The organism is Citrobacter sp. RHBSTW-00944 (assembly GCF_013615435.1).
Classification (GTDB): domain Bacteria; phylum Pseudomonadota; class Gammaproteobacteria; order Enterobacterales; family Enterobacteriaceae; genus Citrobacter; species Citrobacter braakii.
On record NZ_CP055418.1, the window covers coordinates 1 to 21,114 of the forward strand.

General features: G+C 52.0%; 17 protein-coding genes and 1 other annotated feature. Of the genes, 13 read left to right on the forward strand and 4 right to left on the reverse strand.

Annotation, left to right across the window (positions count from 1 at the left end; genetic code table 11):
* The 5 genes from dnaA to yidA all read left to right on the forward strand — a co-directional run bounded on the left by dnaA (position 1) and on the right by yidA (position 6,968).
* Complete coding sequence (gene dnaA, locus HV334_RS00005; RefSeq protein ID WP_047498800.1) at positions 1–1,404, forward strand: chromosomal replication initiator protein DnaA; 1,404 nt, start codon at positions 1–3, stop codon at positions 1,402–1,404.
* A gap of 4 nt (positions 1,405–1,408) precedes the next feature.
* Entirely contained in the window at positions 1,409–2,509 is a 1,101-nt protein-coding gene (dnaN, locus tag HV334_RS00010; RefSeq protein ID WP_016155068.1) for a DNA polymerase III subunit beta, read from the forward strand.
* The gene (recF, locus tag HV334_RS00015) at positions 2,509–3,582 is read left to right on the forward strand and encodes a DNA replication/repair protein RecF (RefSeq protein ID WP_016155067.1); all 1,074 of its coding nucleotides are present in this window, start codon (positions 2,509–2,511) and stop codon (positions 3,580–3,582) included. Before dnaN ends, recF begins: the two co-directional genes overlap by 1 nt.
* 28 nt (positions 3,583–3,610) lie before the next feature.
* Positions 3,611–6,025 carry a DNA topoisomerase (ATP-hydrolyzing) subunit B gene (gene gyrB / locus HV334_RS00020; RefSeq protein ID WP_047498797.1) on the forward strand — a complete coding sequence of 805 codons (2,415 nt, stop codon included), beginning with the start codon at positions 3,611–3,613 and terminating at the stop codon, positions 6,023–6,025.
* 130 nt (positions 6,026–6,155) lie between these two features.
* On the forward strand, positions 6,156–6,968 hold the full coding sequence (gene yidA / locus HV334_RS00025) for a sugar-phosphatase (RefSeq protein ID WP_016155065.1): 813 nt from the start codon (positions 6,156–6,158) through the stop codon (positions 6,966–6,968).
* Positions 6,969–6,972: 4 nt separating this feature from the next.
* On the opposite strand, the gene cbrA is transcribed toward yidA, so the two are convergent.
* Positions 6,973–8,091 carry a colicin M resistance lipid reductase CbrA gene (gene cbrA, locus HV334_RS00030; protein ID WP_049271669.1) on the reverse strand — a complete coding sequence of 373 codons (1,119 nt, stop codon included), beginning with the start codon at positions 8,089–8,091 and terminating at the stop codon, positions 6,973–6,975.
* Between the two features lie 99 nt (positions 8,092–8,190).
* Here cbrA and HV334_RS00035 point away from each other — a divergent pair, with 99 nt between their 5' ends.
* Positions 8,191–9,417: a DUF3748 domain-containing protein gene (locus tag HV334_RS00035; protein ID WP_181221017.1), complete on the forward strand. Its 1,227-nt coding sequence runs from the start codon at positions 8,191–8,193 to the stop codon at positions 9,415–9,417.
* Position 9,418: 1 nt separating this feature from the next.
* Here the strand turns inward: HV334_RS00035 and HV334_RS00040 are convergent, their stop codons facing one another.
* Positions 9,419–9,751 carry a YceK/YidQ family lipoprotein gene (locus HV334_RS00040; protein ID WP_162489540.1) on the reverse strand — a complete coding sequence of 111 codons (333 nt, stop codon included), beginning with the start codon at positions 9,749–9,751 and terminating at the stop codon, positions 9,419–9,421.
* Positions 9,752–9,990: 239 nt separating this feature from the next.
* Positions 9,991–10,063 (forward strand) — a sequence feature (ROSE (Repression Of Heat Shock gene Expression) occurs in the 5'-region of heat shock genes and acts as an RNA thermometer to modulate expression.).
* On the opposite strand from HV334_RS00040, the gene ibpA reads away from it, so the two are divergent.
* The 3 genes from ibpA (at position 10,057) to HV334_RS00055 (ending at position 12,933) form a co-directional block, all read left to right on the forward strand.
* The gene (ibpA, locus tag HV334_RS00045) at positions 10,057–10,470 is read left to right on the forward strand and encodes a small heat shock chaperone IbpA (protein WP_003023882.1); all 414 of its coding nucleotides are present in this window, start codon (positions 10,057–10,059) and stop codon (positions 10,468–10,470) included. Its footprint overlaps the feature before it by 7 nt.
* A gap of 92 nt (positions 10,471–10,562) precedes the next feature.
* Positions 10,563–10,991, forward strand: a complete 429-nt coding sequence (gene ibpB / locus HV334_RS00050; protein ID WP_003827096.1) for a small heat shock chaperone IbpB — start codon at positions 10,563–10,565, stop codon at positions 10,989–10,991.
* A 280-nt stretch (positions 10,992–11,271) separates the two neighbouring features.
* The gene (locus tag HV334_RS00055; RefSeq protein WP_046276202.1) at positions 11,272–12,933 is read left to right on the forward strand and encodes a putative transporter; all 1,662 of its coding nucleotides are present in this window, start codon (positions 11,272–11,274) and stop codon (positions 12,931–12,933) included.
* On the opposite strand, the gene HV334_RS00060 is transcribed toward HV334_RS00055, so the two are convergent.
* A complete protein-coding gene (locus tag HV334_RS00060) occupies positions 12,934–13,650 on the reverse strand; it encodes a GntR family transcriptional regulator (protein WP_046276201.1) in 717 nt (238 codons plus the stop codon).
* Between the two features lie 223 nt (positions 13,651–13,873).
* On the opposite strand from HV334_RS00060, the gene HV334_RS00065 reads away from it, so the two are divergent.
* Both HV334_RS00065 and HV334_RS00070 read left to right on the forward strand, forming a co-directional pair.
* Positions 13,874–15,493 (forward strand): alpha-glucoside-specific PTS transporter subunit IIBC, encoded by a 1,620-nt coding sequence (locus HV334_RS00065; protein ID WP_181221018.1) that lies wholly within the window; start codon positions 13,874–13,876, stop codon positions 15,491–15,493.
* The gene (locus tag HV334_RS00070) at positions 15,490–16,812 is read left to right on the forward strand and encodes a 6-phospho-alpha-glucosidase (RefSeq protein ID WP_019078008.1); all 1,323 of its coding nucleotides are present in this window, start codon (positions 15,490–15,492) and stop codon (positions 16,810–16,812) included. Before HV334_RS00065 ends, HV334_RS00070 begins: the two co-directional genes overlap by 4 nt.
* Here HV334_RS00070 and HV334_RS00075 read toward each other — a convergent pair.
* The gene (locus HV334_RS00075) at positions 16,809–17,702 is read right to left on the reverse strand and encodes an AraC family transcriptional regulator (protein WP_181221019.1); all 894 of its coding nucleotides are present in this window, start codon (positions 17,700–17,702) and stop codon (positions 16,809–16,811) included. The two genes, HV334_RS00070 and HV334_RS00075, sit on opposite strands and share 4 nt — an antisense overlap.
* Before the next feature lie 167 nt (positions 17,703–17,869).
* Between HV334_RS00075 and HV334_RS00080 the strand changes: the two genes are divergently transcribed.
* Together HV334_RS00080 and HV334_RS00085 are read left to right on the forward strand one after the other, a co-directional pair.
* On the forward strand, positions 17,870–19,585 hold the full coding sequence (locus tag HV334_RS00080; RefSeq protein WP_047499146.1) for a solute:sodium symporter family transporter: 1,716 nt from the start codon (positions 17,870–17,872) through the stop codon (positions 19,583–19,585).
* Entirely contained in the window at positions 19,582–21,075 is a 1,494-nt protein-coding gene (locus tag HV334_RS00085) for a sulfatase-like hydrolase/transferase (protein ID WP_141875735.1), read from the forward strand. Before HV334_RS00080 ends, HV334_RS00085 begins: the two co-directional genes overlap by 4 nt.
* Positions 21,076–21,114 lie beyond the last annotated feature (39 nt).

Below are 21,114 nucleotides of genomic sequence, written 5' to 3' on the forward strand. Positions count from 1 at the left end.
GTGTCACTTTCGCTTTGGCAGCAGTGTCTTGCCCGATTGCAGGATGAGTTACCAGCCACAGAGTTCAGTATGTGGATACGCCCGTTGCAGGCGGAACTGAGCGATAACACGCTGGCTTTGTATGCGCCAAACCGTTTCGTGCTTGATTGGGTAAGGGATAAATACCTTAATAATATTAATGGATTACTCAATAACTTCTGTGGAGCGGATGCCCCACAGCTGCGCTTTGAAGTCGGTACTAAACCCGTCACGCAAACGCTGAAAACGCCGGTAAACAACGTTGTTGCGCCCGCCTACGTGGCTCAGCAAGTGCAACCGCAACGTGCCGCTCCGTCGGCGCGCTCAGGCTGGGATAACGTCCCGGCACCGGCAGAACCTACCTATCGTTCTAACGTCAACGTCAAACACACGTTTGATAACTTCGTTGAAGGTAAATCTAACCAACTGGCGCGCGCGGCGGCACGTCAGGTGGCGGACAATCCTGGCGGCGCCTACAATCCGTTATTCCTTTATGGCGGTACGGGTCTGGGTAAAACCCACCTTCTGCACGCTGTCGGTAACGGTATTATGGCGCGTAAGCCAAACGCGAAAGTGGTGTATATGCACTCCGAACGTTTTGTGCAGGACATGGTTAAGGCCCTGCAAAACAACGCGATCGAAGAGTTTAAACGCTACTACCGTTCCGTGGATGCGCTGCTGATTGACGATATCCAATTCTTCGCGAATAAAGAACGATCGCAGGAAGAGTTTTTCCACACCTTTAACGCCCTGCTGGAAGGCAATCAGCAGATCATCCTGACTTCGGATCGCTATCCGAAGGAGATCAACGGCGTTGAAGATCGTCTGAAATCCCGCTTCGGCTGGGGACTGACTGTTGCGATCGAGCCGCCTGAGCTGGAAACGCGCGTTGCGATCCTGATGAAAAAAGCCGACGAAAACGACATTCGTCTGCCGGGTGAAGTGGCGTTCTTTATTGCCAAGCGTCTACGCTCTAACGTACGTGAGCTGGAAGGCGCACTGAACCGCGTGATCGCCAACGCTAATTTTACCGGCCGGGCGATTACCATCGATTTCGTGCGCGAAGCGTTGCGCGATCTGCTGGCTTTACAGGAAAAGCTGGTCACCATCGACAATATTCAGAAGACGGTGGCGGAGTATTACAAAATCAAAATTGCGGATCTGCTTTCTAAGCGTCGATCTCGCTCGGTAGCTCGTCCGCGCCAGATGGCGATGGCGCTGGCAAAAGAGCTCACTAACCACAGTCTGCCGGAAATTGGCGACGCGTTTGGTGGGCGTGACCATACTACCGTGCTTCATGCCTGTCGCAAGATTGAGCAGTTGCGTGAAGAAAGCCATGATATTAAAGAAGATTTCTCCAATTTAATCAGAACATTATCTTCGTGACGCTATGAAATTTACCGTTGAACGTGAACATTTATTAAAACCGCTTCAGCAGGTCAGCGGCCCGCTGGGTGGACGTCCTACACTGCCTATTCTCGGAAATCTGCTGCTGCAGGTTGCTGACGGTGCGCTTTCTCTGACCGGTACCGATCTCGAAATGGAGATGGTGGCGCGCGTGGCGCTGATCCAGCCTCATGAACCTGGTGCGACCACCGTTCCGGCGCGTAAATTCTTCGATATTTGCCGTGGGTTGCCGGAAGGCGCGGAAATTGCCGTTCAACTGGAAGGCGATCGCATGCTGGTGCGTTCTGGCCGCAGCCGTTTCTCGCTGTCTACGCTGCCTGCCGCCGACTTCCCGAATCTGGACGACTGGCAGAGCGAAGTCGAATTCACGCTGCCGCAGGCCACGATGAAGCGCCTGATTGAAGCCACGCAGTTTTCGATGGCGCATCAGGACGTGCGTTACTACTTAAACGGCATGCTGTTTGAAACCGAAGGGGAAGAGCTGCGTACCGTGGCGACCGACGGTCACCGCCTGGCGGTCTGTTCAATGCCTGTCGGTCAGCAGTTACCCAGCCATTCGGTGATCGTTCCGCGTAAAGGCGTGATTGAACTGATGCGTATGCTCGACGGCGGCGACAACCCGCTGCGCGTGCAGATTGGCAGCAACAACATTCGTGCGCACGTGGGTGACTTCATCTTTACCTCCAAGCTGGTTGATGGCCGTTTCCCGGATTATCGCCGCGTATTGCCGAAGAATCCGGACAAACATCTGGAAGCCGGTTGCGATATCCTCAAACAGGCATTTGCTCGTGCGGCGATCCTCTCTAACGAGAAATTCCGCGGCGTGCGTCTGTATGTCAGTGAAAACCAGCTGAAAATCACCGCCAACAACCCGGAGCAGGAAGAAGCGGAAGAAATTCTGGATGTCTCCTATCCTGGTACCGAACTGGAAATCGGTTTTAACGTTAGCTACGTACTGGACGTACTGAACGCGCTGAAGTGCGAGAACGTTCGTATTCTGCTGACCGATTCCGTATCGAGCGTACAGATTGAAGATGCTGCCAGCCAGAGCGCGGCTTATGTTGTTATGCCAATGAGACTGTAATGTCGCTCACCCGTCTGTTGATCCGCGACTTTCGCAATATCGAAAGCGCGGATCTCGCTTTATCCCCTGGCTTTAACTTCCTGGTTGGCGCGAACGGCAGCGGCAAAACCAGCGTGCTGGAAGCCATCTATACGCTCGGCCACGGCCGGGCGTTTCGCAGTTTGCAGATTGGCCGCGTAATTCGCCACGAGCAGGAGTCGTTTGTTTTACACGGGCGTTTGCAGGGGGAAGAGCGTGAGACATCGATTGGCCTGACGAAAGACAAACTGGGCGACAGCAAAGTGCGCATTGACGGCACTGACGGGCACAAGGTCGCGGAACTGGCGCACCTGATGCCGATGCAGCTGATCACGCCAGAGGGGTTTACTTTACTCAATGGCGGCCCCAAATACAGAAGAGCATTCCTTGACTGGGGATGCTTTCACAATGAAGCCGGATTTTTCACCGCCTGGAGCAATCTGAAGCGACTGCTAAAGCAGCGCAACGCAGCCCTGCGCCAGGTGAGTCGTTATGAACAACTGCGTCCGTGGGATAAAGAACTGATCCCGCTGGCGGAACAAATCAGCACCTGGCGCGCGGAGTACAGCGCCGGTATCGCGCAGGATATGGCGGATACCTGTCAGCAGTTTCTACCCGAATTTTCTCTCTCCTTCTCATTCCAGCGCGGCTGGGAGAAAGAGACCGATTATGCCGAAGTGCTGGAACGCAGTTTTGAACGCGATCGCATGTTGACCTACACCGCGCACGGTCCGCACAAAGCGGATTTTCGCATTCGCGCTGACGGTGCGCCGGTGGAAGACACGTTGTCGCGTGGGCAGCTAAAGCTGCTGATGTGCGCCTTACGTCTGGCGCAAGGGGAGTTCCTCACCCGCGAAAGTGGGCGGCGGTGTCTCTACCTGATAGATGATTTTGCCTCTGAACTTGATGATGCCCGTCGTGGGCTGTTAGCCAGCCGCTTAAAAGCGACGCAATCTCAGGTCTTTGTCAGCGCAATCAGCGCTGAACACGTTCTGGACATGTCGGACAAAAATTCGAAGATGTTCACCGTGGAAAAGGGTAAAATAACGGATTAACCCAAGTTTAAATGAGCGAGAAACGTTGATGTCGAATTCTTATGACTCCTCCAGTATCAAAGTCCTGAAAGGACTGGATGCGGTGCGTAAGCGCCCGGGTATGTATATCGGCGACACGGATGACGGCACCGGTCTGCACCACATGGTATTCGAGGTGGTAGATAACGCTATCGACGAAGCGCTCGCGGGTCACTGTAAAGATATCGTTGTAACGATTCACGCTGACAACTCCGTGTCCGTTACCGATGATGGCCGTGGTATCCCAACCGGTATCCACCCGGAAGAGGGCGTTTCGGCGGCGGAAGTTATCATGACCGTTCTGCACGCAGGCGGTAAATTCGATGATAACTCCTATAAAGTTTCCGGTGGTCTGCACGGCGTAGGTGTGTCCGTAGTAAACGCCCTGTCACAGAAACTGGAGCTGGTGATTCGCCGCGAAGGTAAAGTGCATCAGCAAACTTACGTGCACGGTGTGCCGCAGGCGCCGCTGGCGGTAACCGGCGAAACAGAAGCGACGGGTACTCAGGTACGTTTCTGGCCAAGCCACGAAACCTTTACCAACGTCGTTGAGTTTGAATACGAGATTCTGGCTAAGCGTCTGCGCGAGCTGTCGTTCCTGAACTCCGGCGTCTCTATTCGTCTGCGCGACAAGCGCGATGGTAAAGAAGACCATTTCCACTACGAAGGCGGCATTAAGGCGTTTGTTGAATACCTCAACAAAAACAAAACGCCGATCCACCCAAATATCTTCTACTTCTCCACCGAAAAAGACGGTATCGGCGTTGAAGTTGCGCTGCAGTGGAACGATGGTTTCCAGGAAAACATCTACTGCTTCACCAACAACATTCCGCAGCGTGACGGTGGTACTCACCTTGCAGGCTTCCGTGCGGCGATGACCCGTACCCTGAACGCCTACATGGACAAAGAAGGCTACAGCAAAAAAGCCAAAGTCAGCGCCACCGGTGACGATGCCCGTGAAGGCTTGATTGCCGTTGTTTCCGTGAAAGTACCGGATCCGAAGTTCTCCTCACAGACCAAAGACAAGCTGGTCTCCTCTGAGGTGAAATCGGCGGTAGAACAGCAGATGAACGAACTGCTGAGCGAATACCTGCTGGAAAACCCGTCTGACGCGAAAATCGTCGTTGGCAAAATTATTGATGCTGCACGTGCCCGTGAAGCGGCACGTCGCGCGCGTGAAATGACCCGTCGTAAAGGCGCGCTGGACTTAGCGGGCCTGCCGGGCAAGCTGGCGGACTGTCAGGAACGCGACCCGGCGCTGTCCGAACTGTACCTTGTGGAAGGGGACTCCGCGGGCGGTTCTGCGAAGCAGGGCCGTAACCGTAAAAACCAGGCAATTCTGCCGCTGAAGGGTAAAATCCTCAACGTCGAGAAAGCGCGCTTTGATAAAATGCTCTCTTCTCAGGAAGTGGCAACGCTGATCACCGCACTCGGCTGTGGCATCGGTCGTGACGAGTACAACCCGGACAAACTGCGTTATCACAGCATCATCATCATGACCGATGCGGACGTCGACGGCTCGCATATTCGTACGCTGCTGTTGACCTTCTTCTATCGTCAGATGCCGGAAATTGTGGAACGCGGCCACGTTTACATTGCACAGCCACCGCTGTACAAAGTGAAAAAAGGTAAGCAGGAACAGTATATTAAAGATGACGAAGCGATGGATCAGTACCAAATTTCTATCGCTCTGGATGGTGCAACGCTGCACACTAATGCCAGCGCACCTGCTCTTTCAGGTGAGTCGTTAGAAAAACTGGTTTCTGAATACAACGCGACGCAGAAAATGATTGGCCGTATGGAACGTCGTTTCCCGAAAGCGTTGCTGAAAGAACTGGTTTATCAACCGACGCTGCCGGAAGCTGATTTGGCGAACGAGCAGACCGTTACCCGCTGGGTTAATACGTTGATTACCGAGCTGAACGAAAAAGAACAGCACGGCAGCCTGTGGAAGTTTGATATCCACCACAACGCAGAGCAGAACCTGTTTGAGCCGATTGTGCGCGTCCGTACTCACGGTGTGGATACCGACTATATTCTGGACCACGAGTTTGTGACCGGTGGCGAATACCGTCGTATTTGTACGCTCGGTGAGAAGCTGCGCGGGCTGATCGAAGACGATGCGTTTATCGAACGTGGCGAGCGCCGCCAGCCGGTTGCCAGCTTTGAGCAGGCACTGGAATGGCTGCAGAAAGAGTCACGTCGCGGCCTCGCTATCCAGCGTTATAAAGGTCTGGGCGAGATGAACCCGGATCAGTTGTGGGAAACCACCATGGATCCGGAAAGCCGTCGTATGCTGCGCGTTACCGTGAAGGATGCGATTGCCGCCGACCAGCTCTTCACTACGCTGATGGGCGATGCCGTTGAACCGCGTCGCGCGTTTATCGAAGAAAACGCCCTGAAAGCGGCGAACATCGATATCTAACTTGCACCCAGGTCTACAACCGTCCTGCAAAAGGGGAATCTCGATTCCCCTTTCTATCCCCCTTTTCGTAGCTGTTTTTTGAGCGGAATCGCGTTAGCATGAGGACGGACTCATTTAATCCGGGGAACTCATGGCTATCAAACTTATTGCTATCGACATGGATGGCACACTTCTGCTGCCCGATCACACCATTTCACCCGCGGTCAAAACGGCGATTGCCGCAGCGCGCGCGCGTGGCGTAAATGTGGTGCTGACCACGGGGCGCCCGTATGCCGGCGTCCACAGCTATCTGAAAGAATTGCATATGGAAGAACCCGGTGACTACTGCATTACCTACAATGGCGCGCTAGTGCAGAAAGCAGGGGATGGCAGTACTGTCGCGCAAACCGCGTTGAGCTATGATGATTATCGTTATCTGGAGCAGCTCTCCCGGGACGTTGGCTCGCATTTCCACGCTCTCGATCGCAACACCCTGTATACCGCGAACCGTGATATCAGTTACTACACGGTACATGAATCGTTTGTTGCGACGATTCCGCTGGTGTTCTGTGAAGCCGAGAAAATGGATCCCGCAACCCAGTTCCTGAAAGTGATGATGATTGACGAGCCGGAGATCCTCGATAAAGCTATCTCGCGCATACCTGCGGAAGTAAAAGAGAAGTACACCGTGCTGAAAAGTGCACCGTATTTCCTCGAAATCCTCGATAAACGCGTCAATAAAGGGACTGGCGTGAAATCGCTGGCCGATGCGTTGGGTATAAAAGCCGAAGAGGTGATGGCGATTGGCGATCAGGAAAACGACATCGCGATGATTGAATACGCAGGCGTGGGTGTTGCCATGGACAACGCTATTGGGTCAGTCAAAGAAATCGCCAACTTTGTGACGAAATCTAACCTTGAAGATGGCGTCGCGTATGCCATTGAGAAGTTTGCGCTGAAATAAGATGTTATGGGCAAATGCCTTGGCGCATTTGCCCTGTTTCAGCAATTAGTTGTGATACTGAGTGGTCACCTTGAGGAATATGCGCCACGCCGCTGCGCATTATCCATTTACGGGAAAACGCCGACGTCAGGGCCCGACTTTTCAGAATTTTGCCAAACAGTTTGAGACGTAACTTGCGGGTGGCTTTGCGGTAAGCGTGATTCATATCTGGTGCATCCCGCAACAATACAGATTTGAGCGCCTCCGCGCTGTCCAGCGCATAGCTAATCCCCTCCAGTGAGCTGGCGCTGATAAAACCGGCCGCTTCGCCAATCAAAAATGCGTTGTCCTTGCCACAGACGAAGTCTTTCCAGCGTGAAGGAAACAGCACAGTACATTTTTCACTTTTCACCGGTTTGCCGAACTGAAATTGGAACGCTTCCATCTTCGCTTTCAGCGCGTCAAAGCGCGCCTGGCCGTCCTTCATCGGGTAGGCACCGCCAAAGATAAAATAGCCATCTTTGCTGATACTCCAGGAATAACAGTCGGTTGCGTCGTTATCAAAAATGCAGGAATAGAACGGGACGGGATGCTTTTCCGCAAACCATTGTTGAATAGCAACATATTTACGGATCTGGTGCCGGGGATAGAGATGACGGCGTACCAGTGAGTTCGCGCCGTCGGCTCCCACCAGATAACGCGCGGTGATCTGCTGCTCCCAACCGTCGGCGCGGAAGATAACATGCCATTTATCGCCCTCGCGCCAGATTTTCCGACATAGGCTGTCGTGGTACACCTGTACATCATCAGGAATGAGAGATTTAAGCCATAAATCAAAAGCATGGCGGTTGATATTAATGTAGCTGCGCTGGTAGTTACGCGTCAAAGAGGCTGCAACATCAACCGTTTTAACGCTAAATATCTGTGGGTTAGCGATGACATCAACGGGTAAGGTTATCCCGTCGCGGATAAACGAACGCTGGGCATCCGGGGCCAACAGACCGCCGCAGGGTTTGGTGAAACCTTCGTTGCCGCACTGGTGTTTTTTATCCAACGCGATCACGCGCATTTTTCCACTCAACTGCCGCGCCAGCGCTGCGCCTGCCGGGCCTAACCCGATAATGGCTACGTCAAAATGTTCCATCTTTCTGTCCGCAAAAATGAAGATGGCGATACGCTAAAGCCTGAAAGTGAAGTGCTTGTGAAGTATGATTGCTGAAATCGTCTTGTATCAGGGCATTCCATGAAGCAAATCACCTTTACGCCGCGTAATCATCAGCTTACCAATATCAATACCTGGACACCGGACAGCCAGTGGCTGGTCTTTGATGTGCGCCCTTCCGGTGCCTCTTTTACCGGCGACACAATTGAGCGCGTCAATATTCATACTGGCGAGCTGGAGGTGATTTATCGGGCCATGCAGGGATCGCACGTTGGCGTGGTGACCGTTCATCCAAAGTCGGAAAAATATGTGTTTATTCATGGGCCTGAAAATCCTGATGAAACATGGCATTACGACTTCCATCATCGGCGTGGGGTGATAGCTACGCAGGCAAAAGTGGAGAATCTGGATGCAATGGATATTACCGCCCCATATACGCCGGGCGCGCTGCGTGGCGGTAGTCATGTGCATGTATTTAGCCCGAGCGGCGAGTTTGTCAGTTTCACCTATAACGACCATGTGCTGCATGAGCGCTCACCGGCGCTGGATCTACGCAATGTCGGTGTGGCTGCGCCCTATGGTCCGGTGACGGTCTCCGCGCAGCATCCCCGTGAGTACAGCGGGAGCCATTGGTGCGTGCTGGTAACCCAGACGACACCCACGCCTAAACCGGGTAGCGATGAGATTAACCGCGCCTATGAAGAGGGCTGGGTAGGGGAAAACAGACTGGCGTTTATCGGTGATACGTTATCAGTCACGGGCGAGAAAGTGCCGGAGTTATTTATTGTTGATTTACCACAGGATGAAAGCGGCTGGAAACAGCCGGGTGACGCTCCGCTGGAGGGCACTGAGGCAACAATGCCTGCGCCGCCATTCGGTATTTATCAACGCCGCCTGACGTTTACTCATGCGCGCGCCTTTCCCGGTCTGGTAAATCAGCCGCGCCATTGGGTGCGCAGTAATCCAAAGGCATCTGAGATTGCGTTTTTAATGCGTGATGACGTCGGCATTGTGCAACTGTGGCTGATTTCCCCACAAGGAGGAGAACCGCGTCAGCTTACCCGCTGCGCCACGGATATTCAGTCAGCATTCAACTGGCATCCGTCAGGGAAATGGCTGGGGTTTGTACTGGATAACAAAATTGCTTGTTGTGATGCTCAGACAGGACAGGTTGATTTTTTAACGGACCGTCACGGCAACCCACCATCGGGCGATGCGATCATCTTCTCTCCTGATGGTCGACAGGTTGCGTGGATGGAAGACGTCGAGGGTTTCCGCCAGCTGTGGGTAACAGAGACTGGGCGTTAACTTAAGGAGCAGGCATTTCAGCCGGAGGGATAACGGCGTTCGCGGCCTGCGTTCTCTCCTCGCTTTTTTCTACACGGGATCTCACCGAGCTATCTTTGCGAAAGAGATCCCACGGAAGTAATACTGTATCCAGTACTGCGGTAAACGGCATATCCAGAATCGCCAGTGACTTGGTTCCCCAGTTTGTATCACTTTCGCTAATCATTGTGGCGCTGGCGCGCGTGCCAGGATACGTCCCTTCTTTGCCCCCGGTATGCGACATAATGCTGGAACAGCCGCTCACAAACGCCATCCCGCTGCACATTGTCAGTGTTACCAACATTTTTTTTATCATCATTTTTTTCATCTGTATTTATTGTGTTTGCATGGTGAGTTAAAGCGATCCGTTGCGAAAATAACATCACCATTTCGTCACACTGTGGCGGCTATCGCGATTTAACGATAACAACTGCTCCCACCAGTGTATGCAATAGACAACAAACTGCAAAAAAAGTCAGATGAATACGCTTGAAAAGTTTGTATTAAGACCCATTTTTAGAGTGTAGACAAATGAAGGGCATGCCTGATGGGTGTCCTGGCTACCTGACCTGTCCATGATGGAAGGTCTATTATTCTCGCTGATTTCAGGAGCTATTGATTATGCGTAACTTTGATTTATCCCCACTGTACCGTTCTGCTATTGGTTTTGATCGCCTGTTTAACCTGCTGGAAAACAATCAGGGCCAGAGCAATGGCGGCTACCCTCCGTATAACGTTGAGCTGGTAGACGAAAACCATTACCGAATTGCGATTGCCGTTGCTGGTTTTGCTGAAAGCGAACTGGAAATTACTGCCCAGGACAATCTGCTGGTGGTGAAAGGCGCCCATGCGGACGATCAAAAAGAACGTACTTACCTGTATCAGGGGATTGCCGAGCGCAACTTCGAACGTAAGTTCCAGTTAGCGGAGAACATTCATGTTCGCGGCGCGAACCTGGTGAATGGTCTGCTGTATATCGATCTCGAACGCGTGATTCCCGAGGCGAATAAGCCGCGCCGCATCGAAATCAACTAATTCTGTGGGCCGCTTCAGGCGGCCCTGCTAAGCAATCGGCTTGCCGTCAGGGAGCCAAAAGGTACTTACTCGCTTCTTAGAAGGAGATTATTATGCGTAACTACGATTTATCCCCACTGCTGCGTCAATGGATCGGTTTTGACAAACTGGCCAATGCCTTGCAAAACACGGGCGAAAGCCAGAGCTTCCCGCCTTATAACATCGAAAAGAGCGATGATAACCACTACCGCATTACCCTTGCGTTAGCCGGTTTCCGCCAGGAAGATCTGGATATTCAACTGGAAGGCACGCGCCTGACCGTGAAAGGTACGCCGCAGCAGCCGGAAAAAGAGACCAAATGGTTGCATCAGGGGCTGGTCACTCAGCCGTTCAGCCTGAGCTTTACGCTGGCTGAAAATATGGAAGTCTCCGGCGCAAGCTTCACTAACGGCTTGCTGCATATCGATTTGACCCGGAATGAACCTGAAACCATCGCTCCACAACGTATCGCCATCAGCGAACGTCCCGCATTAGACAGTTAAATAGCTCCATGCCTTTGCCCCGCCAGAAATGACGGGGCTTTTTTGTGCATCAGCCCACATGAAACTATGATCTGGAGGGCAGGATGCCGGAAGCGCTGCCATTGCCAGAAAAAAGCATTCAGCAATTTCAAATCGACGTGAAGAAAAACAGTAAAGAACGCTCTTCTTAAGCGCTCTTGGGCGCTCTGTAGCATGATAATGTGCGCCACTCTGCATTCATGCCTGAACGGTTCAGTCATAATCCTCGTTAAATAAAATGTTATTCACAGGGAACAGGAAAATGAGTGATATAGCATTGACGGTCAGCGTTCTGGCAATGGTGGCAGTTGTCGGATTATGGATCGGCAACATAAAAATACGTGGTGTTGGTTTTGGCATCGGAGGCGTGCTGTTCGGCGGTATTATTGTCGGGCATTTTGTCGATCAGGCAGGGATGACCCTGAGCGGTGACATGCTGCATTTTATTCAGGAATTTGGCCTGATTCTTTTCGTCTACACCATCGGTATTCAGGTGGGGCCGGGCTTTTTTGCGTCACTGCGCGTTTCGGGCCTACGGCTGAATCTGTTTGCCGTGCTGATTGTTATCATGGGTGGCCTGGTCACCGCGATCCTGCATAAGATTTTTGCCATTCCCCTTCCCGTGGTGCTGGGCATTTTTTCCGGTGCGGTCACCAATACTCCGGCGTTAGGCGCGGGGCAGCAGATTCTGCGCGATCTGGGTACTCCTGTTGATGTGGTGGATCAGATGGGGATGAGCTATGCCATGGCTTATCCTTTTGGTATCTGCGGTATTTTGCTCACTATGTGGCTGATGCGCCTTATTTTTCGCGTTAACGTCGATGCCGAAGCCCATCAGCATGAATCCACGCTGACCAACGGACACGCTCTGATTCAGACGATGAATATCCGTGTGGAAAACCCGAACCTCAACAATATGGCGATTCAGGATGTCCCAATCCTGAACAGCGACAAAATCATCTGCTCACGTTTGAAACGTGAAGAAACATTGATGGTGCCGTCGCCGGGGACGATTATTCAGATGGGCGACCTGCTACACCTGGTTGGTCAGCCTGCTGATCTGCACAACGCGCAGGTGGTGATTGGGCAGGAGGTGGACACATCGCTGTCGACGCGAGGCACCGATTTACGCGTTGAGCGCGTGGTGGTGACCAACGAACAGGTGCTGGGGAAACGAATCCGCGACCTGCATTTCAAAGAACGTTACGACGTGGTTATCTCCCGTCTGAACCGTGCGGGGGTTGAGCTGGTAGCCAGCAGCGACGCCAGCCTGCAGTTTGGCGACATCCTCAATCTGGTTGGCCGACCTTCCTCGATTGATACTGTTGCCAATGTGGTGGGTAACGCCCAGCAAAAACTGCAGCAGGTGCAGATGCTGCCGGTATTTATCGGGATCGGGCTGGGTGTTCTGCTGGGTTCAATCCCGCTTTTCATTCCGGGGTTCCCGGTGGCGCTAAAACTGGGGCTGGCCGGTGGGCCGCTGATTATGGCCTTGATCCTGGGGCGTATTGGCAGCATCGGTAAGCTGTATTGGTTTATGCCCCCCAGCGCTAACCTGGCGCTGCGAGAGTTGGGTATCGTGCTGTTTCTCGCAGTGGTTGGTCTGAAGTCAGGCGGTGATTTTGTTCATACCCTGACGCAGGGAGATGGCCTGAGCTGGGTGGGTTACGGTATTTTCATCACCGCGATTCCGCTGATTACCGTGGGGCTGCTGGCGAGGATTTTCGTCAAAATGAACTACCTCACGCTGTGCGGCATGCTGGCTGGCTCAATGACCGATCCGCCTGCACTGGCATTTGCTAACAACCTGCATGCCACCAGCGGGGCAGCGGCGCTGTCGTATGCGACCGTTTATCCGCTGGTGATGTTCCTGCGAATTATCACGCCGCAACTGCTGGCGGTGATTTTTTGGGGGATGGGTTAGTCAGGCTGAGTCTGGGTGGACGCGCCGTAAGTGGTAGTCCACCTGGTACTCGCTGGCGTTTCTGAACATCACCGAATAATTCAAAAACTCCCCGCTATCGCTGTAGGACAGTGAGGTAATCCGCAGCAATGGCGTCTGTTCAGGTACGTTCATCTGCGCGGAAAGCTGCTTATCGGCAAGAACGGGAGTCAGACTTTCATAGTTGCCGCTGATAGTTATTCCGCACTCTTTCTCGATGTAATCGAATTTTGACCCTTCCAGATGCGCCAGCGATAAATTACGGAATAATTTTACCGGCATGTAGCTGTCTTCAAGCATCAGCGGCTTGCCGTCCACATAGCGAACGCGACGTGAGAAGTAGATGCGTTCATTAATCTGGATACGCAGTTGGCTGGCAATTGCTGGTGGTGCGGGCATCACTTCAAATACCAGTACTTCACTGGTGACCTCTTTCCCTTGTCGCTTCAGTACTTCCGCCAGTCCGGTCAGGTTTGTGGTTTCATGATGGACATCTTTGCGCGCCACATAAGTTCCACTCCCATGACGGCGTACGACCAATCCCCAGCCAATCAACATATCAATTGCTTTACGGATCGTCATTCGTGAAACCGCGAACTCTTGGGCAAGCTTTTTTTCACCAGGCAACGGGCTACCGATGTTGTAATCAGAAGAATTCAGGCGAATTCGTAGTCGTTCCGCAATTGATTTGTAGATCACTACCAGACCTCTTTTTTCTTTTAATTACTGCACCATAAACCTTTTGATGTCTAACTTTTACGTAAAAAGTAGACCTCATTGCCGAAATTAAAACCATGAAAGCGATCACGAATCGCAGCGGCATGCCATGTCTGAAGGATCGCAACTTTCTATTCTCGTATCAGGCCAGCAATCACTACAAAAAAGGCCTCTCCCCTACTGGTTGTTATATGAGGATGTGAAAATGCTCAGTCAAATACAACGCTTTGGCGGCGCGATGTTCACCCCGGTGCTGCTGTTTCCCTTTGCCGGTATCGTCGTCGGTATCGCTATTATGCTGCGCAACCCGCTGTTTGTGGGTGAAGCGCTTACCGATCCCAACAGTTTGTTCGCACAAATCGTTCATATCATCGAAGAAGGTGGCTGGACGGTATTTCGCAATATGCCGCTGATTTTCGCCGTTGGTCTGCCGATCGGTCTGGCGAAACAGGCTCAGGGGCGCGCTTGTCTGGCGGTACTGGTCAGCTTTCTTACGTGGAATTACTTCATCAATGCCATGGGCATGACCTGGGGACATTTCTTCGGCGTGGATTTTAGCGCAGACCCGACGGCAGGTAGCGGCTTAACGATGATGGCCGGGATTAAAACACTTGATACCAGCATCATCGGCGCCATTGTCATTTCCGGTATTGTCACCGCTCTGCACAATCGTTATTTCGATAAACCGTTGCCGGTATTTCTTGGTATTTTCCAGGGGACATCGTTTGTGGTGATCATTGCTTTCCTGGTGATGATCCCCTGTGCCTGGCTGACGCTGCTGGGCTGGCCAAAGGTGCAGATGGGGATTGAATCCCTGCAAGCCTTTCTGCGTTCTGCGGGGGCGCTGGGGGTATGGGTGTATACCTTCCTTGAGCGTATTTTGATCCCGACCGGGCTGCATCACTTCGTCTATGGTCCATTTATCTTCGGCCCTGCGGCGGTGGAAGGCGGCATCCAGGTCTACTGGGCGCAGCATTTGCAGGAATTCAGCCAAAGCACAGAGTCGCTGAAAACACTGTTCCCGGAAGGGGGTTTTGCCCTGCACGGCAACTCGAAAATCTTTGGTTCATTAGGTATTGCTCTGGCGCTTTACTTCACGGCCTCTCCGGAAAACCGGGTGAAGGTGGCGGGACTGCTGATCCCCGCCACGCTGACGGCCGTGCTGGTGGGGATCACCGAACCGCTGGAGTTCACCTTCCTGTTTATCTCACCCTTGCTGTTTGCTGTACACGCCGTGCTGGCGGCGTCTATGGCAACGGTGATGTATCTCTGTGGGGTGGTAGGCAATATGGGCGGCGGCCTGCTTGATCAGTTCTTGCCGCAAAACTGGATCCCGATGTTCCACAACCATGCCGGAATGATGTTCACCCAGATAGCGATTGGCCTGGCCTTTACTGCACTCTATTTTGCCATCTTCCGCGCGCTGATCCTGCGCTTCAACCTGAAAACGCCGGGCCGGGAAGATAGCGAAATCAAACTCTACACCAAAGCTGACTATAAAGCCGCGCGTGGGCAAACCACCGCCGCTGCGCCAGACACCAAACTGGGACAGGCGGCCGGTTTTCTGCAAGCGTTAGGCGGCGCAGGCAATATCGAAAGTATTAATAACTGCGCCACTCGCCTGCGGATTGCGCTTCACGACATGGCGAAAACGCAAAGCGATGACGTCTTCAAAGCGCTGGGTGCACACGGTGTTGTGCGTCGCGGCAATGGTATTCAGGTCATTGTTGGTTTACACGTCCCTCAGGTACGCGACCAGCTCGAAACGCTAATGAAATCTACTTTATCAAACGAACAGATCCCCATGACGGAGGCAGTATCATGAAAAAATTCTCAGTGGTTATCGCAGGTGGTGGTAGTACCTTTACGCCGGGCATCGTGCTGATGTTGCTGGCAAATCAGGACCGTTTCCCGCTTCGTGCGCTGAAATTTTATGACAACGATGGCGCGCGTCAGGAGGTGATTGCCGAGGCGTGTAAAATCATCCTCAAAGAGCAGGCGCCGGAGATAGAGTTTAGTTACACCACCGATCCCAAAACTGCGTTTACCGATGTTGATTTCGTGATGGCACATATCCGCGTGGGTAAATACCCAATGCGTGAACAAGACGAGAAAATCCCGTTACGTCACGGGGTGTTAGGCCAGGAAACCTGTGGGCCGGGCGGGATTGCCTACGGCATGCGATCTATTGGCGGTGTGCTGGAACTGGTGGATTATATGGAAAAATATTCACCAAACGCCTGGATGCTTAACTACTCTAACCCGGCGGCAATTGTGGCTGAAGCCACGCGTAGACTGCGTCCAAATGCGAAAATCCTCAATATTTGCGATATGCCCATCGGTATTGAAGGACGGATGGCGCAGATTGTCGGCCTTAAAGATCGTAAACAGATGCGCGTGCGCTACTACGGGCTGAACCACTTTGGCTGGTGGACATCAATTGAAGATCTCCAGGGTAACGATTTGATGCCGAAGCTGCGTGAATACGTGGCGAAGCATGGTTATGTGCCGCCATCGAACGACCCGCATACGGAGGCGAGCTGGAACGATACCTTCGCTAAGGCGAAGGATGTGCAGGCGTTGGATCCGGACACCATGCCAAATACCTACCTGAAATACTATCTGTTCCCGGATTACGTGGTCCAGCACTCCAATCCGCAGCGTACCCGTGCCAACGAGGTTATGGATCACCGCGAAAAACAGGTGTTCGGTTCCTGCCGGGCCATTATTGAGGCGGGCCATTCTGCGGCCGGTGAACTGGAGATTGACGAACATGCTTCCTACATTGTCGATCTGGCGGCGGCCATCGCCTTTAACACTCAGGAGCGGATGCTGCTGATTGTGCCAAATAATGGTGCGATTCATAACTTTGATGATGAAGCGATGGTCGAGATCCCATGCCTGGTGGGGCATAACGGCCCGGAGCCGCTGACGGTGGGGGATATCCCGCAGTTCCAGAAAGGGTTGATGAGCCAGCAGGTGGCGGTTGAGAAGCTGGTGGTCGATGCCTGGGAACACCGCTCTTACCAGCGTTTGTGGCAGGCTATCACCCTGTCGAAAACCGTGCCGAGTGCGTCTGTAGCTAAAGCGATTCTGGATGATTTGATCGACGCTAACAAAGAGTACTGGCCGGAACTGCGCTAACCCAGTTGACCGGCATCCTCTGGGTGCCGGTCCGCATGTTTCAATACCGCCGACGGCGCATAGCCAAATTTGTGTTTAAACGCCTTGCTGAAATGAAACGAGTCAAAGAAGTTAAGTATATCAGCGACCTGCCCGACCGTATTTCCCTCCTGCTTTAGCAGCGACAGCGCCAGTTCCAGCCGCGCATCCAGATAGTATTCTTTCGGTGTTTTTCCGGTATAGCGTAAAAAAAGACGACGTAGCCAGGCTTCGCTACAGGGGATAGTGGCTGCCATATCCGCCACGCTCCACCGTTTTTGTAGACTGGCATGTAGAGTGGCAATCAGTTTTTCAATCTGTATTCGCTGTGGGTCTTTTTTACCTTCGGCGTAAATAAGACAAATCCATTGATAAATTATTTTTGTGAGAAAGGCGACTGCCAGATTATTTTTTATTGAGTCTGGGGATGTAATTAATCGCGAAACTTCGGTCAGCTCCTGATTATAAATATCACCATTATAAATAATGCTTTGTTGTCGTAGCGGAATATCCATTACGCTGGTTGGTGTGAATTCCATCCAGTATTGTTCCCATACCAATCCTTCACAGTGATAAGACTGTATATCGGTTGGTTTTAAAAAGATTATACAGTTTCCGGTAAGCGTGATTTGTTCACCGCCTTTAAGAAGGATTTTTCCACAGCCCTGGACGGTGTAGACTGCAACCCATGAATTAGCAATCAGCGGTTTTTTCTTATCACGTGGCCAAATAACCCGATAATGTTCGTCGGCATAGGTGTGCCACAGCGAGATCAATGAAATCCCGCTGGAGATCACACTTTCATTAATCAACAGGGGAATATTGTACGTAGTTTCGTTTTTTACATGCGAACTTTGCATCTTTCCATTCATTTTAATTTCCCACCGGAGAATTATGCCCACAACCTGAACTTAACAGAAAAAATCTGTTCAGGGATATGACGTTTTTATTTTAAGAAATCTGACTGCCTGACCCGGCGCACATTACCTTGCATTCCCCCTACAGCTGCCGGGACATAATGAAAAATAAGGGCTATGAGATGAATACGCTACAAATTCTGAGCTTTGTGGGCTTTACGCTGCTGGTGGCGCTAATCACCTGGTGGAAGGTACGTAAAACGGATACCGGATCGCAACAAGGGTATTTTCTTGCCGGGCGTTCATTGAAAGCGCCGGTGATTGCCGCGTCATTGATGTTAACTAACCTTTCAACCGAACAGTTGGTTGGTCTGTCTGGTCAGGCTTACAAAAGCGGAATGTCGGTTATGGGTTGGGAAGTCACCTCTGCGGTGACGCTTATCTTTCTGGCGCTGATTTTTCTACCTCGCTATCTGCAACGTGGTATCGCTACGATCCCAGATTTTCTGGAAGAGCGTTACGATAAAACCACGCGAATCATTATCGATTTTTGCTTTCTTATTGCCACTGGCGTCTGCTTCCTGCCGATTGTGCTTTATTCAGGGGCGCTGGCGCTGAATAGCCTTTTTCACATCGGTGAATCGCTGAATATTTCTCAGGGCGCAGCAATCTGGTTACTGGTTATTTTGCTGGGCCTTGCCGGGATTATTTATGCGGTGATCGGCGGTTTACGTGCGATGGCGGTGGCCGATTCTATCAATGGTATAGGGCTGGTGATTGGTGGATTGATGGTCCCCGTGTTCGGCCTGATTGCGATGGGAAAAGGCAGTTTTTTACAAGGTGTTGAGCAACTGACCACCGTACATGCGGAGAAATTAAACTCAATTGGTGGAGCGAACGATCCGCTGCCGATAGGTGCAGCCTTTACCGGTTTGATTCTGGTGAATACCTTCTACTGGTGTACTAATCAGGGCATCGTACAACGTACGCTGGCTTCCAAAAGCCTCGCCGAAGGGCAGAAAGGAGCATTACTCACAGCGGTATTGAAAATGCTCGATCCACTGGTGCTGGTATTACCAGGTTTAATTGCTTTTCATCTATACCAGGATCTGCCAAAGGCGGATATGGCATATCCGACACTGGTAAATAACGTGCTTCCTGTCCCTTTGGTGGGGTTTTTCGGTGCCGTTTTATTCGGCGCGGTAATCAGTACATTCAATGGATTTTTAAACAGCGCCAGTACCTTATTTAGCATGGGAATATATCGGCGGATTATTAATCAACACGCCCAATCGGAACAGCTGGTTCGGGTTGGGCGTAAGTTCGGATTCTTTATCGCGGTAATTTCCGTGCTGGTAGCACCGTGGATCGCTAATGCACCGGAAGGACTCTACAGCTGGATGAAACAGCTCAACGGTATTTATAACGTGCCGTTGGTGACCATCATCATCATGGGATTCTTTTTCCCGCGCATCCCTGCGCTGGCAGCGAAAGTCGCTATGGGATTCGGTATCGTCAGCTACATCACCATTAATTATCTGGTGAAGTTCGACTTTCACTTCCTTTACGTACTGGCCTGTACCTTCTGCATCAACGTGGTGGTGATGCTGGTTATCGGCATTATCAAGCCGCGTGCGACGCCGTTTAAATTCCATGATGCTTTTGCGGTAGACATGAAGCCGTGGAAAAACGCCAAACTTGCCTCTGTCGGTATCCTGACCGCGATGCTCGGCGTCTATGCCGGACTGGCGCAGTTTGGAGGGTACAACACCCAATGGCTGACGATTCTCTGCTACTCAATTACGGCGGCAGTGATGATGTATTTAATTTACAGCAGCTGGCAGACGCGTCGTTTGGCCACTGCGCTTTCTGTCTCTGATGCTAAGGATAAAGCATGACCCGCCCTAATTTTCTGTTCATTATGACTGATACCCAGGCGACCAATATGGTCGGCTGTTATAGTGGTAAGTCTCTGAATACCAATAACATTGATAGCCTGGCGGCGGAAGGTATTCGCTTCAATTCTGCTTATACCTGCTCACCGGTGTGCACCCCGGCCCGCGCTGGGCTGTTTACCGGTATTTATGCCAACCAGTCCGGCCCGTGGACCAATAACGTCGCGCCGGGGAAAAATATCTCCACCATGGGACGCTATTTTAAGGATGCGGGCTATCACACCTGCTACATCGGCAAGTGGCATCTCGACGGGCACGATTACTTTGGTACCGGTGAGTGCCCGCCCGAATGGGATGCTGACTACTGGTATGACGGGGCAAATTACCTCGCGGAACTGACGGACAAAGAGATCGGTTTGTGGCGTAACGGTCTGAACAGCGTGGAGGATTTGCTGGCTAACAATATCAATGAAACCTTTACCTGGGCGCACCGCATCAGTAACCGGGCGGTTGATTTCCTCCGCCACCCTGCACGTGATGAAGAACCCTTCCTGATGGTAGTTTCCTACGACGAGCCGCATCACCCGTTTACCTGTCCCGTGGAGTATCTGCAGAAATATCAGGATTTTTATTATGACCTGGGGATGAAGGCGCACGACTCTTTGAGTAACAAACCTGAACATCATCGTCTTTGGTCTGAAGCGATGCCTTCGCCGGTAGGTGATGATGGGCGCTATCACCATCCGCTCTATTTTGCCTGCAACGACTTTGTCGATGACCAGATTGGCCGGGTTATTAATACCTTAACGCCCATGCAGCGGGACAACACCTGGGTCATTTACACCTCCGATCATGGCGAGATGATGGGGGCGCATAAGCTTATCAGTAAGGGGGCAGCGATGTATGACGACATCACGCGAATTCCGCTGATTATGCGCTCGCCTCAGGGAGAATCAATGCAGGTAGACACGCCGGTCAGCCATATCGATCTGCTGCCGACGATGATGGCGCTGGCGGGTATTGAGAAGCCACAAATCCTGCCGGGTGAAAACATCCTTACCGTTGAAAAACCACGCGGTGTGATGGTGGAGTTCAATCGTTATGAGATTGAACATGACAGTTTTGGCGGATTTATACCGGTACGTTGCTGGGTGACGGATGACTGGAAGCTGGTGCTGAACCTGTTTACCAGTGATGAGCTTTACGACAGACGAAACGATCCCGATGAGCTACACAACCAGATAGATTCTCCGCAATTAGCCGATGTTCGCTGCCAGATGCACGACGCGCTGCTGGACTATATGGATAAAATCCGCGATCCATTCCGCACCTATCAGTGGAGTTTGCGTCCCTGGCGTCCTGACGCTGTACCGCGCTGGATGGGCGCTTTTCGCCCGCGCCCGCAAGACGGCTATTCTCCCGTGGTACGCGATTACGACACCGGTTTACCAACCCAGGGCGTAAAAGTGGAGGAGAAAAAGCAGAAGTTCTGACTACAATGCCAATTGGCGCAGATACTCATATTTGCACTT

Coding starts and splice junctions, on each gene's coding strand:
- ibpB (WP_003827096.1), top strand. CDS start 10,563: ATGCGTAACTACGATTTATCCCCACTGCTGCGTCAATGGATCGGTTTT.
- HV334_RS00035 (WP_181221017.1), top strand. CDS start 8,191: ATGAAGCAAATCACCTTTACGCCGCGTAATCATCAGCTTACCAATATC.
- dnaN (WP_016155068.1), top strand. CDS start 1,409: ATGAAATTTACCGTTGAACGTGAACATTTATTAAAACCGCTTCAGCAG.
- gyrB (WP_047498797.1), top strand. CDS start 3,611: ATGTCGAATTCTTATGACTCCTCCAGTATCAAAGTCCTGAAAGGACTG.
- HV334_RS00080 (WP_047499146.1), top strand. CDS start 17,870: ATGAATACGCTACAAATTCTGAGCTTTGTGGGCTTTACGCTGCTGGTG.
- ibpA (WP_003023882.1), top strand. CDS start 10,057: ATGCGTAACTTTGATTTATCCCCACTGTACCGTTCTGCTATTGGTTTT.
- HV334_RS00075 (WP_181221019.1), bottom strand. CDS start 17,702: ATGAATGGAAAGATGCAAAGTTCGCATGTAAAAAACGAAACTACGTAC.
- HV334_RS00055 (WP_046276202.1), top strand. CDS start 11,272: ATGAGTGATATAGCATTGACGGTCAGCGTTCTGGCAATGGTGGCAGTT.
- HV334_RS00040 (WP_162489540.1), bottom strand. CDS start 9,751: ATGATAAAAAAAATGTTGGTAACACTGACAATGTGCAGCGGGATGGCG.
- HV334_RS00065 (WP_181221018.1), top strand. CDS start 13,874: ATGCTCAGTCAAATACAACGCTTTGGCGGCGCGATGTTCACCCCGGTG.
- yidA (WP_016155065.1), top strand. CDS start 6,156: ATGGCTATCAAACTTATTGCTATCGACATGGATGGCACACTTCTGCTG.
- cbrA (WP_049271669.1), bottom strand. CDS start 8,091: ATGGAACATTTTGACGTAGCCATTATCGGGTTAGGCCCGGCAGGCGCA.
- recF (WP_016155067.1), top strand. CDS start 2,509: ATGTCGCTCACCCGTCTGTTGATCCGCGACTTTCGCAATATCGAAAGC.
- HV334_RS00085 (WP_141875735.1), top strand. CDS start 19,582: ATGACCCGCCCTAATTTTCTGTTCATTATGACTGATACCCAGGCGACC.
- HV334_RS00070 (WP_019078008.1), top strand. CDS start 15,490: ATGAAAAAATTCTCAGTGGTTATCGCAGGTGGTGGTAGTACCTTTACG.